Here is a 12,442-nt window from a genome sequence, read left to right as displayed (position 1 = left end):
ATGGATAAGGTTATTGCCATACTCCAGGCAAGGATGCACAGCGAACGCCTGCCGGGTAAAATTCTGGCCGACCTGGCCGGCAAACCGCTGATCCTGCACGTGATCGAAAGACTACAGGGCACTCCCGGCGTGGACCGGGTGGTCATGGCGGTGCCACGCACGGAAACCGCCTACCTGGCTCCCCTGGCCGAACGGGCCGGCGCGGAGATTATCGGCGGGGCGTTCAACGACGTCCTCGGCCGGTTCTACCAGGCGGCCAAACGATACCCTGCTCCCTACGTGATCCGCGCCACGGGCGACAACCCGCTGCTGGACACGACCATGCTCGAGCGCTGTATCCAGGAGTGCCAGACCGGCTGCTGGGACATGGTCGGCGCGAGCAACCTTCCGCTGGGCACCGGCGCCGAGGTCTTCCCGGCCAGCCTGCTGGACTACCTGCACCATTTCGGCCGCAAAAGCCATCACCGCGAGCATGTCACCTCCCTGCTCTACGAGCACGAGGACGAGTTCCGGGTCTGCCGGCTGGATACGCCGCCGGAGTTGCGTGCGCCGGAGTTCCGCCTGACCGTGGATGCCGATGAGGACCTCGAGCTGATGCGCAGGATTTACGACCGGCTTTATGTCCCCGGCAAGCTGGTTGACCTGGCCGATGCAGTGAGGATGCTGCGTGATGAGCCTGGGCTTGCTGAAATAAACCGTCACGTCCGTCAGCGCGACTGGCGCAAGGACAGTATCGCGGCCTCGGTGGCCTGAGCCGGAGAACGAATGATGCCGGTCAACAGACAAAAACCAGCGGTGCTGTTCCACTGCGCGGGAAGCAGACAGCTCGGTCTCGGCCACCTTTACCGCTGCCGGATGCTGTTCGACAATCTCGCCGGTAATGGCAGCCTGCTGACAGCCGGACCGGACCCCGATGCCGCCGAATTCCTGGACTCCTCGGGATTGCCGTGGCGGCAGCTGGAGGAACGGCTCACCGGCGAAGGCCTCGGCCTGGAGTTGGCCGAAATAGCCGGTAATGCCGGGACGCGATTTGTTGTTCTCGACTGCAGGGACAACAGCCGCGAGTTCGTAATGGCGCTCCATCAGTCAGGGCTGACGGTTATCGATCTCGAGGATAACGGGCCCGGCCGTCTCGGAGCGGATGTCCTGATCGACCCGCATATCCAGCCGGGCAGCCACGAGGCGGCGTACCCGGGCCGGGCGGACTGCTGCTTCGGACCGGGCTGGGCGCTGATCGACCCGGTTTACGCCCGCCTGCACCGCGAAATCAATACGGACGGCGCGCACCGGACCGGGAATTCCGGGCCGTTGAACGTAACAGTCAGCCTGGGCGGCAGCGATGCCTCCGGCCTGACCGCCCGCATTGTCGAACTGCTGGCCAAGGTGGAAACCGGACTTGCGATCGACGTAGTACTCGGCCCTGCGGCCACGGCAGACCCGTTGCCGTCAGCCGGCAGCCACCGGCTGACTGTCCACCGGGGTATTCCCGGCCTGGCCGGCCTGCTCACTCACTGTGGCCTTGCGTTCGTCTCGGGCGGCATTACGATGTTCGAATCCCTGTGCCTGGGAGTCCCGACCGCGGTAGTCCCCCAGCACGAGGAACAGTACCTAAACGCATCGAGGCTGGCCCGTCGCGGAGCTCTTATCGTGGCGCCGCCTCCGGGTGATGAGGAAGCGGCCGTGGGTCTCGAAGTGGTCGTCAGGGAAACCTGCGCCGATTCCACCCTGCGCAACACTATCGGAGCGGCCGGTTTCTCGCTGGTTGACGGGCTGGGCATGGAGCAGCTGGCGAGCAGGTTAAACTGTTTAACAGGGCAGAATGAAGATCCGTTCCACGCTGCTCTGCCGGGGTGGAAACAGACGGGAAAGGAGTCCAGGGTTGGATGACAGACGCGGCGTTATCATAGTCGGCGCGGGAATCATGCAGATACCGCTGATCGAGGCGGCCCGCCGGATGGGGCTGCGCACCGTGGTGACCGATTACAACCGTAACGCGCCGGGGTTCTCCATGGCCGATGTGGCTCTGGAGGTCTCGACCCGCAATATCGATTTCTCGGTGCTCAGCGCGCGCAGGATCGCCGAACATATCCCGATCCACGGCGTACTGACAGTCGGCACCGACGCCAGCAGGACTGTCAGCGCGATGGCCGCTGCGCTCGAGCTGCCCGGTATCCGCTACGATGTGGCCGAGCGGGCCACCAACAAGGTCAAAATGCGCGAGTGCTTCCGCGAACACGGAATACCGTCGCCCGATTTCGACTATGTCTGGACCCGCCGGGAAGCTGCCGATGCGGGCAAGCGCCTGGGATTCCCCTGCGTGATCAAACCCGCCGACAACATGGGCGCCCGGGGCGTGAAAATGCTCACCGCGCGCTCCCAGGTCGATGACGCGTTCACCGAGGCGCGCCGGGCCAGTGTCAGCGGGATGATCATTATAGAGCAGTTCATGGACGGCCCGGAGCTGTCTATCGACGCGCTGGTCTGGGACGGAAATATCGAGATCGTCAGTGTCGCCGACCGGATTATCAGCGGCGCGCCATACTTTATCGAGCTGGGTCACACGCTTCCCACCGCGCTGGACGAGGAGACAGTGGCCGGAGCAGCGGAGGTGATGAAACAGGGGATCCGCGCGCTGGGGATCGATATCGGCGCGGCCAAGGGCGATATCAAACTCACTCCCGAGGGCCCGAAAATCGGCGAATTAGCCGCCCGCCTTTCCGGCGGCTACCATAGCGGCTTCACTCACCCGCTGGCCACCGGGGTGGACCTGATGAGCGCCATCCTGCGGATATCGATGGGCGAAGGCCCCGGCGAACTGACTCCCAGATGGAACCGGGTCTCCGCCGAGCGTGGAATAATCCCCCGTCCCGGCGTGATCACGGCCATCGAGGGCCTGGAGAAGGCGCGTTCCTTGCCAGGTGTGGAAAATATCTTTACCATGTACAAAGTGGGCGACACTTTCCGTTCGCCTACCAGCAACATGGGAAAATTCGGCAACCTGATCGTCGTGGCCGACACCAGGGACGAGCTGCTCAAACTCTGCGCCCGGGCGCTGACCACGATCAGGATCCACACCGGGCAGCCGGATGCCGGCAAACGGGATTCGGTTGCGCTCAGTGCAAAGAGCGCATGAGATGAACGAAGTCAGGATCGGTGACGAGCGCTGCGGAATCGTGAGGGTCGGCGACGGCCGGGGCGTGGCCGTGATGGCCGAGATCGGGATCAACCACGACGGCAGCGTCGAACGCGCGCTCGAACTGGTGGACCTGGCGGCCGAATCCGGCGCCGACCTGGTCAAGTTCCAGTATATCGACCCGCCGTCGATGGTTCACCGGGGCAGGATGCCCGAGCTGTTTGATCTTTACAGCCGCTATACACTGGAGCTTGATGGATACGGCAAAATAATCGAGCGCTGCCGCAAGCGTGGCGTACCGTTCGTCTGCACCGTGTTCGACGCCGACGGCGCCGCGCGGATGGCCGAACTGGGAACCGCCGCGTTCAAGGTCGCCTCCTGCGACATGACTCACCTCCCACTGCTCAAATCGCTTGCCTCGTGGAAACTCCCGGTTATTCTCTCCACCGGCCTGGCCGATCTGGCCGAGGTCCGAGCCAGCGTGCGGACGCTCAAGCGCGCGGGCTGCAAGACCCCCGTGCTCCTTCACTGCCTAAGCCGCTACCCCGCTCCACCCGATTCCCTGAACCTGACAGCCATGCTCCACATGCGGCGCAAACTCCGTCTGCCTGTCGGCTTTTCAGACCACAGCGAGGGAATCCTGGCGCCGGCGCTGGCGGCCGGGCTTGGCGCGGTGATGGTGGAGAAACATTTCACTTACGATCCCGCCGCCGACGGCCCCGACCACGCGCTCAGCCTGGGACCGGAGCAGTTCGCCGCAATGGTGCGCCAGATCAGGCTGGCCGGGCAGATGCGCGGCAACGGACGCAAGGTACCCGCGGCAGTCGAAAAAGAGGAACGCACGGTGGGCCGGAGAGGGTTTTACCTGGCGCGCGATGTGAGGCAGGGCGAACGGGTTCGCCTGGACGACCTGGTGGCGCTCAAACCCTGGACCACGGCCGGACCGTCAGAACTCGGACTGTTGCGCGGTAAAATCTATTCCCGCAACCTGGCGGCCGGCGCTCCGCTTACCGCCGATGATTTCGTCACCGGCGATTCTCAATCCAAAGACTGAACCGATGCCCGCAGGGAACAGAAAATTGACCGCAGCGCTGGTGGGCTGCGGCCGGATCGGCTGGATGCTGGAGCGGGATGAGCTGCGCGGCAAGCCATGCACCCATGCCGGTGCGATAACCGAACTTGATAATATCGAAATTGTCGCCGCCGCCGATCCCGACCCGGAACGTACAGCCGAATTCGGCAGGGCTTTCGGAGTGACGAACCTCTACCCGGACCACGCCACCCTGCTGGACAATCACCGCGTCGATATCCTGGCTGTCGCATCCCCCACCGCTACCCATTGCCGGATTGTCTGCGAGGCCGCGCTCAGCGGACGGGTACGCGGAATTTACTGCGAGAAACCGATCAGCCGGACTCTGACTGAAGCCGACCGGATGATCGAGGCCTGCGAGGCCGCGGGGGCAGCCCTGCTGATCGGTCACGAACGCCGCTTCGGCAGCCACTTCCAGTTGGCCCGCAGGCTGGTGCTTGACGGCCGACTCGGCGAAATCCGCACCGTGATCGGCCAGGCGCTGGGCGGAGACCCCGGCAAACTTTCCCGAAAACAGGCCGGCGGCGGACCTCTGCTGCACGACGGCACCCACCTGACCGACCTGTTCGGCTATTTCTGCGGACCTGCCGAGTGGGTGATCGGCCATGCCCGCCGCAGCCACGGTACGGGAAATGTGGAGCATACCGCCGCCGGGATAGTGGGTTTCACCTCCGGAGCGCTCGGATTTATCGAGGGCGGCGGGCGGCGCAACTATTTCTCGTTCGAGATGGAAATCCAGGGCGAGGACGGTATCCTGCGGATCGGCAACAGCCCGCCCCGGCTATGGCTGGCAGCACCCAGCGCCCGCTGGAGCGGCTTCAGCGAGCTGACCGAAGCGGATTTTCCCGACTACAAAGCGAATAACGGTTTCGTGGCCGCGTTCGCCGCGCTGCGTGAAGAGATCACAACGGGCAGGCCAAGCGGCAGCAGCGGCATTGACGGCCGAGGGGCGCTGGAGCTGATCCTGGCGCTCTACGAAAGCTCAGCCCGCGGCGCCCGCAGAGTTCGGCTGGATAGATTCAGGCCCTGACCACTTGCCAACAAAACAACTCCTTGACTTAGCAGTCAAAAGAGATTAAGAATTACTCGCAATTAAACTTCACCAGGATACGGCCATGAGATTTTTGTCCATCAGTTCCACCTCTGCAATTTCGTCTATCGCCACAATGTTGATTGTGTTTACAAGCAATCCGGCGGCGGCTGGTGAAGTGCGGGTCGTGCAGCTTCCGGGCAGCGGGATCGTGCCGGACGCGGTTGTCGACAACTCCGGCACGGTCCACGTGGCTTATGTGGACAGTACCGACCTTTATTACGTCAAGAGTACCGATGGTGGCAGTTCGTTCAGCGCGCCCGTGCGGGTCAACAGTGAGCCGGGCACCGTGCTGGGCGGACGCTACCGTGGCCCGGATCTCGATCTCGGGGCGGACGGCAGGCTGCACGTAATCTGGTACAATCTCGGCTACCAGCAGGGCCTGCCACCGGAAGAATGGGGCGTGACCTACGCGCAGATCGATAAATCCACAGGCGAGGTCTCCGGTGAGCGCAATCTCAACCGCAGGCCGAGCGACAACTATTCGCTTGCGGCTCACTCCACGGGCGCTGTCGCCGTAATCTGGACGGCCGGGGGCATGTATCTGCAATCTTCCGACGACAACGGCGACACGTTCTCCGAACCGGTCCGGGTACTTCCCGAGTCTGTTGATCCATGCGAGTGCTGCGCCACCCGTACGCTGTTCACATCGGCTGGCGGCCTGTATGTAGGCTACCGTGAGAAGGCGGACAATGTGCGCGACATGTACCTGCTGAGCTGGCCCGATGCCTTATCAGGTGGAAAGCCGGATTTCAGGCGTAAGCTGCTGGCGGTGGAAACCTGGAAGATCGATCTGTGCCCGATGACCGGCTCCTATCTTATCCCCGCTCCCGGTGGAGGTGTGCTGGCGGCATGGGAGACCCGCAGCAAAAACCGGTTCGCATCACTGGACGGCCCAGGCCGGGAGTTTAAACTGCAACCCTCTCTGGTTACGGAGAAAGGCAACTACCCGGTTGTGCTTGCCAATGATCGGGGACAGCTGCTGGTGGCCTGGAAATGGCGCAACGTGCTGCACTGGAAGCTCTACGACTCCCCGGATGACAGTGACCCCGAATCCGGCTCATCCGAAGCCCGCACCGGCGACCGTCCCGGCGGCGCTGTCCTGGCCGATGGTGATTTCCTGCTGATACCGTAAAAGATATCTCTCAGCGCAATAAACGCAGAATCAGGCTGAGCAGAATAGACAGCACAACGCTGGTAGTCAGTTGTTGGATTTTCCGCTCAGCTTTCGCCGAACAGGTCTGACTGGGAGGGAGAATCGGCCCGGCCCCCTGGCGGTTCCAGGCCCAGGTGACGGTACGCCAGGGCGGTGGCCTCGCGGCCGCGGGGAGTGCGCTGGATAAACCCGCGCTGGATCAGGAACGGCTCGTAGACCTCCTCGATCGTGTCGGGCTCCTCGCCCACGCTGACCGCCAGGGTGCTCACACCCACCGGTCCGCCGTTGTACTTATCGACCAGCGTGCGCAGCAGGGCCAGGTCCATCTCGTCCAGACCGGTCTCGTCCACCTCCAGCATCTCCAGGCCGGCGCGCGCCACGCTGCCATCAATCCGCCCCTCGGCGCGCACCTGGGCGTAATCGCGGACCCGTCGCAACAGACGGTTGGCGATCCGGGCGGTGCCCCTGCTGCGGCGGCTGAGCTCGACGGCCCCCTCGCTGTCGAGCTCGATCTCGAGGATTCCGGCGCTGCGGTTCACAATCCGCTCCAGCTCGCCGTCATCGTAGAAATTCAGCCGTCCTACTACGCCGAAGCGCGAGCGCATGGGGCTGGTGAGCAACCCGCTGCGGGTGGTGGCCCCGATCAGGGTGAACCGCTTGAGTGGAATCTTGACACTGCGGGCGTTGGCCCCGGAGTCGATTATGATATCCAGGCTGAACTCCTCCATCGCCGGGTACAGGTATTCCTCAACCGTGCTGCGCAGACGGTGGATCTCGTCGATAAACAGGACGTCGCCATCCTCGAGGTTGGTCAGCAGGCCGGCCAGGTCGCCGGCCTTTTCGAGCACGGGGCCGGAGGTGACCCTGATACCCACCTCCATCTCGCGGGCGATAATGTGGGCCAGGGTGGTTTTGCCCAGACCCGGCGGGCCGCAGAACAGGCAGTGGTCCAGCGCTTCTCCCCTGCTGCGCGCCGCCTCGATGAAGACCGCGAGCTGCTCCTTGAGTTTGGGCTGACCCACGAACTCCTCCAGGCTCTGCGGCCGCAGACTGCCCTCGAACGTAACTTCGTCTTCGAGCACGTCCGGGCTGGTGATATCGATATGCCTGCCGGTCTCGTCGGTCATTCTTCCCTGTCCGGTCAAGTTTTACCTTTACGCGCTCAGCAGACTTACATCGATGCCAGGGCGCGTCGCACCAGCTCGCCCGTATCGAGCTTGTCGCCGGTTTTTTTCACGGCCTTGCCCACTGCCTTCTCCGCCTGGGTGCGGCTGAAGCCCAGTGACAGCAGCGCGTCAACCGCCTCCTCGTTCAACGGTCCCGCCGCACCGTCCTCCGCCAGCAAGGCGATATCCACCTCGCCGAGTTTGCCTTTCAGCTCCAGGATCAGCCGTTCCGCGGTTTTTTTACCCACTCCGGATATTTTGTTGAGTCTGTCTGTCTGGCCGGTTTCGATCGCAATCACCAGGTCGGATACTTTCATGCCGCTCAGGATCGTCAGCGCCAGCTTGGGTCCCACTCCGCTGACCGAGATCATCTTCTCGAACGTCGCCCGGTCCTCGCGCGTGGCGAACCCGAAGAGCTGGAGCGTGTCCTCGCGGACATGCAGGTAGGTGAACAGTTTTGCCGTTTTATCCCTGGCGGGCAGTATCTCGAAAGTGGATAACGGGATATTGACCGCGTAGCCTACTCCTCCGGCGCTGATCACAGCCGTTCCGGGCGCTTTTTCAACCAGTATCCCTTCCAGCATCGCGATCATCCGACCAGCCTCTTTTCCGGGTATGCAAACATGTCTACAGGGGAATCTAGGGGGGAATCGGTCCGGGCGCAACCGCTAGCCCGGGTGACGGTGGGTGTGGCAGAGCGCAACCGCCAGAGCATCGGCGGCGTCGTGCGGTTCGGGCGGCGAGGACAGCCCGAGCACAGCCTGGATCATCCGCTGGACCTGCTCCTTGGATGCGCTGCCGCGTCCGGCTACGGCCAGCTTGACCTCGCGTGGCGCATATTCGTAAACGTCCAGCCCGGCCAGCGCTCCGGCCAGAATAATCACTCCCCGCACCTGGCCGATCGATTTCATGCTCTGGGCGTTCCGGCCGTAGAATATATCCTCCACCGCCATCTCACCGGGTTCGTACTCTTCGATCACGTCCTGGACGAAACGGAAAATCCGGGTCAGCTTATCCGCCAGCGACTCACCCCTGACAGCGCGGCTGGCGCCGCAGGCCACCATGCCGCAACTGGCGCCCTGCTTGCGCAGTACACCGAAACCGGTCACCTCGCCGCCGGGATCGACCCCAAGCACAAGTCTCGTCTTTCTCTGCCGCCGTTCTGCCAGCTTATTGGTCAAGCTTGGCCATCACCTCGTCGTTGATATCGAAATTGGAGCTGATCTGCTGGATGTCCTCGCACTCCTCCAGCGCGTCCATCAGCTTCAGCACCTTGCCCGCATCGTTCTCATCGAGCTGGATCGTGCTGCCCGGGACCTTGACCATTTCAGTTTCACTGACCTCAATTCCCGCCCGCTGAAGGCCGTCCTTGACCTTGTGCAGGTCCTCGACCGCCGTGGTTACCACGTGGCAATTTTCCTCGGCCACAACATCCTCGGCTCCCAGCTCGCTGGCTTCCATAAAAACCGTCTCTTCGTCATACTTGGCGGCGTCGATCGAGAGCTGGCCCTTGGCGGTAAACATCCAGGCCACCGAACCGGCCTCGCCCATACTGCCGCCGTGCTTGGTCAGGATATGCCGCACCTCGCTGACGGTCCGGTTGCGGTTATCGGTCAGGCACTCGATAAACAGCGCCACACCGCCGGGACCGTAACCCTCGTAAATCGCCTCCTCGTAATTAACGCCTTCGAGTTCACCGGTACCCTTTTTGATCGCACGCTCGATATTGTCGTTCGGCATATTCGCGTTCTTAGCCATCTCAACCGCGGTCCGCAGACGGGGGTTGGCGTCGAGATCGCCTCCGCCATCGCGGGCGGCGACGCTGATTTCCTTGATCAGCTTGGTAAAAATCTTGCCGCGCTTCTCGTCTTCCTTGGCTTTCTTGCGCTTGATAGTCGCCCATTTTGAATGGCCCGACATGCTTCCTCCAGACTTTTCCAATGGGTCGCCGGCTTGTTCACCAGCCGGTGGCAAAGCTCTAACTAATTACACAGTATTGCGTAACACATATAAGCCTGTACAATATAGCCAGCCCGATTTTAAAAATCAATCAATTTCAGTGGGTGTCGCCTTGTATGCTCGTTGTCGGAACCGGGCTATAATGTTATTTTAATTAATCTGTATTCAGTCAATTTCCTCATCGGGAAACGAGACTGCTAAATGGTCAGAACCGTATTGCTGTGCGAGGGTGCATTTGATGATTTCGGCGTGTGCAAGACCGCCTATGGTGTCCTCAGGTTCGCCGCCGAAAACATCGTTGCCGTTATAGACAGTAAGCATGCCGGCAAAGACAGCAGCGAGGTCAGCAGGCTGGGCGAAGGTATCCCGGTGGTCGGCAGCCTGGAGGAAGCGATGGCGTTCGCTCCCGAGCGGATGCTGATCGGCGTGGCGACCGTGGGCGGTGTGCTGAATTCCGGTTTGAGAGGCACCGTGGCGGAAGCCCTGGAAAAAGGACTGGAGGTCCACAACGGGCTGCATGAGATGCTGGCCGAGGTCCCGGACCTGGCGGCGGCGGCAAAACGCGGCGGCGGCGGAATAGTCGACCTTCGCGCGGAACCGAAAGACCTCGAATGCGCCAGTCTCAAGGCGCAGGATGTGGCGGCGTTCGTGGTGCTGATGGTGGGTACCGACTGCAACGCCGGTAAGATGACCGCCGCGCTCGAGCTGTTGCGTGAGGCCGAAAACCAGGGGATCAAATCCGCCTTCTGCGCCACCGGGCAGACCGGTATCGCAATCGCCGGCCAGGGAATCGCGATCGATCATGTCCTGAGCGATTTCACCGCTGGAGCGGCCGAGCGCCTGGTGGTTGAAGCCGGAGCCGACAAGAAGGTCGAGCTGATCGCGATTGAAGGCCAGGGTGCGCTGGCCCAGCCCGTATACTCGGGGGTAACACTCTCGCTGATGCACGGCAGCCTGCCGGACGCGATGATTCTCTGCCACCGGGCCGGCCAGGACCTGATCGAAATAGTAGAAACGCCGATGCCCCCGCTGGCCGAGCATATCCGGCTATACGAGGAAACGATGAAGCTGGTCAAACCCTCACGCGTGGTGGCGATAGCGCTTAACGCTATGGACTTGTCCGAGGACGAAGCCCGCCGCGAGCTGAAACAGGTATCCGCCGACACCGGCCTTCCCGCCACAGACCCCTCCCGCTTCGGGGCCGGCGTTCTGCTGGATGCTGTCCGTTCAACGGGAATGAACAAAGTACCCCTCTACAGGGGTAAGAAAGATTGAATTTCCCTTCCCCGGCTCCAGTCTGACAGGGTGAAAGTTAACTTTTCCGCAACTAGTTCCGATTCGGAAGGCGAGATGAGACATATCGCAGTCATCTTGGTTGTCTTGGCTAGCCTGGCGGCGTGCAGCATGCCTCCGGGGCTCAATGCCGTGCGCGAGGGTGATATGTTCCTCAAGAATTACGAGTACAGGCAGGCGATCGGCAGCTACCGCCGCGCGCTCGAGGAAGACCCCGGCAACAGCGACGCCTATCTGGGAATCGGGTTCTGCCAGATCGAGCTGCAGGACTTCGCCGACGCTGAGCGGACGTATCTGGAACTGCTGGAATATGAACCCCGTAACGAGAAGGCTCTTTACCGTCTTGGCCAGCTGATGCTGAACAAGGAGGATTACCAGGCCGCGATTGATTTTCTCGAGAAAGCACTGTTGGTGAACCCCGGTTACGCCGACAGCCACTACCAGCTCGGGCTGGCTCATGGCAGGCTGAAAAAATACGAGCAGGCGCTGGCCGAGTTCGAGTCCGCTGTCGAAATAAATCCGCGCTATGTGGACGCCTGGTACACGATGGGCAACATCTACACCAGGCTCAAGCGCCGCGACAAGGCCCTGGAAGCCTACAGCCGGGTACTCAATCTTGACTCCGACCACATGATGGCTCTTTACATGAGCGGCGACTGTTACTATTCGATGGGCAGCTACGAGGACGCGGTGCGGATGTTCGAAAAGGCGCTGGAGGTCAATTACGGGTTCACCGCCGCGCACACTTCGCTGAAAAAAAGCCGTGAAAAGCTGGAAGCGCAGGGCGGTTGAGCCGCTGGCCCGGACATTTCAGGTCCAGAGGGTTTATACCGATAACATATAAGGGAATGCGTGTAACTTGCAACCCGTTCGTTATTGAACTATCATAAATCCGCTTCCCCGTCAAACGGCAAAGGTAACCTGCCAATGTTCGTCCGTGCTTTATTTCCCGTCATAATTATTACCGCGGCAGTATGGTTAACGGCCGCTTCAGCCCGCGCCGATATCTACTCGTGGCGTGAGAGCAACGGCACGGTTCATCTGTCCAACCTGGATCAGCCCGACCTTCCGCTGTTTCGCCGGGCAGCGCCGCCCGCCGCTCCGGCTCTCAGGCGCAAGGCTCCGGTCCGGCGTTCGAGTGGCATCACCGGGCGTTTCGATGATTTAATCCGTGACGCGGCCAACCGCTACGGTGTCGATTTCAGGCTGATCAAGGCCGTGATCCACGCCGAAAGCGCGTTCAACCATCGCGCCGTGAGCAGCAAGGGGGCGCGGGGCCTGATGCAGCTCATGCCGGGCACCGCCCGCTATCTGCGGGTGTCCGATTCGTTCGACCCGCGGCAGAATATTTTCGGCGGGACGCGCTATCTCAAGCAGATGCTCCGCCATTTCCGCAACGATATTTCGTTGAGCCTGGCCGCGTACAATGCCGGCCCGATGAGAGTGAGACACTACGGCGGGGTTCCGCCTTTCAGGGAAACCCGGTCGTACATCCGGCGGGTCAAGGCCCTGATGCGGCGATATGAACGTGAAAAAGAACGGTACGAAAGCAGGG

General features: G+C 61.9%; 12 protein-coding genes and 1 pseudogene (1 of these 13 cut by a window edge). 9 read left to right on the top strand and 4 right to left on the bottom strand.

Annotation, left to right across the window (positions count from 1 at the left end):
- The 6 genes from FVQ81_00730 (at position 1) to FVQ81_00705 (ending at position 6,448) form a co-directional block, all read left to right on the top strand.
- Positions 1-753: an NTP transferase domain-containing protein gene (locus tag FVQ81_00730; protein ID MBW7995100.1), complete on the top strand. Its 753-nt coding sequence runs from the start codon at positions 1-3 to the stop codon at positions 751-753.
- A 15-nt stretch (positions 754-768) separates the two neighbouring features.
- A complete protein-coding gene (locus FVQ81_00725; protein MBW7995099.1) occupies positions 769-1,887 on the top strand; it encodes a hypothetical protein in 1,119 nt (372 codons plus the stop codon).
- Positions 1,820-3,133: an ATP-grasp domain-containing protein gene (locus FVQ81_00720; GenBank protein MBW7995098.1), complete on the top strand. Its 1,314-nt coding sequence runs from the start codon at positions 1,820-1,822 to the stop codon at positions 3,131-3,133. Before FVQ81_00725 ends, FVQ81_00720 begins: the two co-directional genes overlap by 68 nt.
- Positions 3,087-4,187: a hypothetical protein gene (locus FVQ81_00715; GenBank protein MBW7995097.1), complete on the top strand. Its 1,101-nt coding sequence runs from the start codon at positions 3,087-3,089 to the stop codon at positions 4,185-4,187. The genes FVQ81_00720 and FVQ81_00715 overlap by 47 nt, the downstream gene beginning before the upstream one ends.
- Positions 4,150-5,253, top strand: coding sequence for a Gfo/Idh/MocA family oxidoreductase (locus tag FVQ81_00710; GenBank protein MBW7995096.1), 1,104 nt, complete (start codon positions 4,150-4,152; stop codon positions 5,251-5,253). Before FVQ81_00715 ends, FVQ81_00710 begins: the two co-directional genes overlap by 38 nt.
- Before the next feature lie 85 nt (positions 5,254-5,338).
- Positions 5,339-6,448 (top strand): hypothetical protein, encoded by a 1,110-nt coding sequence (locus FVQ81_00705; GenBank protein MBW7995095.1) that lies wholly within the window; start codon positions 5,339-5,341, stop codon positions 6,446-6,448.
- A gap of 86 nt (positions 6,449-6,534) precedes the next feature.
- Here FVQ81_00705 and ruvB read toward each other — a convergent pair whose 3' ends face one another.
- From ruvB to FVQ81_00685, 4 genes are all read right to left on the bottom strand, one after another.
- On the bottom strand, positions 6,535-7,596 hold the full coding sequence (gene ruvB, locus FVQ81_00700) for a Holliday junction branch migration DNA helicase RuvB (GenBank protein MBW7995094.1): 1,062 nt from the start codon (positions 7,594-7,596) through the stop codon (positions 6,535-6,537).
- A gap of 44 nt (positions 7,597-7,640) precedes the next feature.
- Positions 7,641-8,228, bottom strand: coding sequence for a Holliday junction branch migration protein RuvA (gene ruvA / locus FVQ81_00695; GenBank protein ID MBW7995093.1), 588 nt, complete (start codon positions 8,226-8,228; stop codon positions 7,641-7,643).
- Between the two features lie 75 nt (positions 8,229-8,303).
- A complete protein-coding gene (gene ruvC, locus FVQ81_00690) occupies positions 8,304-8,816 on the bottom strand; it encodes a crossover junction endodeoxyribonuclease RuvC (protein MBW7995092.1) in 513 nt (170 codons plus the stop codon).
- A complete protein-coding gene (locus tag FVQ81_00685; protein MBW7995091.1) occupies positions 8,806-9,555 on the bottom strand; it encodes a YebC/PmpR family DNA-binding transcriptional regulator in 750 nt (249 codons plus the stop codon). Before FVQ81_00685 ends, ruvC begins: the two co-directional genes overlap by 11 nt.
- Positions 9,556-9,795: 240 nt before the next feature.
- Here FVQ81_00685 and FVQ81_00680 point away from each other — a divergent pair, with 240 nt between their 5' ends.
- The 3 genes and pseudogenes from FVQ81_00680 to FVQ81_00670 form a co-directional block, all read left to right on the top strand.
- Positions 9,796-10,869 carry a DUF1611 domain-containing protein gene (locus tag FVQ81_00680; GenBank protein ID MBW7995090.1) on the top strand — a complete coding sequence of 358 codons (1,074 nt, stop codon included), beginning with the start codon at positions 9,796-9,798 and terminating at the stop codon, positions 10,867-10,869.
- A 75-nt stretch (positions 10,870-10,944) separates the two neighbouring features.
- The gene (locus tag FVQ81_00675; protein ID MBW7995089.1) at positions 10,945-11,679 is read left to right on the top strand and encodes a tetratricopeptide repeat protein; all 735 of its coding nucleotides are present in this window, start codon (positions 10,945-10,947) and stop codon (positions 11,677-11,679) included.
- Between the two features lie 135 nt (positions 11,680-11,814).
- Positions 11,815-12,442, top strand: a pseudogene (locus FVQ81_00670) (lytic transglycosylase domain-containing protein) (it continues 95 nt past the right edge of the window).

It is taken from the genome of Candidatus Glassbacteria bacterium (assembly GCA_019456185.1).
Taxonomy (GTDB): Bacteria; Gemmatimonadota; Glassbacteria; order GWA2-58-10; family GWA2-58-10; genus JAJRTS01.
This window is presented reverse-complemented; position numbering and strand designations above follow the sequence as displayed.

Coding starts and splice junctions, on each gene's coding strand:
- FVQ81_00730 (MBW7995100.1), top strand. CDS start 1: ATGGATAAGGTTATTGCCATACTCCAGGCAAGGATGCACAGCGAACGC.
- FVQ81_00725 (MBW7995099.1), top strand. CDS start 769: ATGCCGGTCAACAGACAAAAACCAGCGGTGCTGTTCCACTGCGCGGGA.
- FVQ81_00720 (MBW7995098.1), top strand. CDS start 1,820: ATGAAGATCCGTTCCACGCTGCTCTGCCGGGGTGGAAACAGACGGGAA.
- FVQ81_00715 (MBW7995097.1), top strand. CDS start 3,087: ATGCCGGCAAACGGGATTCGGTTGCGCTCAGTGCAAAGAGCGCATGAG.
- FVQ81_00710 (MBW7995096.1), top strand. CDS start 4,150: ATGATTTCGTCACCGGCGATTCTCAATCCAAAGACTGAACCGATGCCC.
- FVQ81_00705 (MBW7995095.1), top strand. CDS start 5,339: ATGAGATTTTTGTCCATCAGTTCCACCTCTGCAATTTCGTCTATCGCC.
- ruvB (MBW7995094.1), bottom strand. CDS start 7,596: ATGACCGACGAGACCGGCAGGCATATCGATATCACCAGCCCGGACGTG.
- ruvA (MBW7995093.1), bottom strand. CDS start 8,228: ATGATCGCGATGCTGGAAGGGATACTGGTTGAAAAAGCGCCCGGAACG.
- FVQ81_00685 (MBW7995091.1), bottom strand. CDS start 9,555: ATGTCGGGCCATTCAAAATGGGCGACTATCAAGCGCAAGAAAGCCAAG.
- FVQ81_00680 (MBW7995090.1), top strand. CDS start 9,796: ATGGTCAGAACCGTATTGCTGTGCGAGGGTGCATTTGATGATTTCGGC.
- FVQ81_00675 (MBW7995089.1), top strand. CDS start 10,945: ATGAGACATATCGCAGTCATCTTGGTTGTCTTGGCTAGCCTGGCGGCG.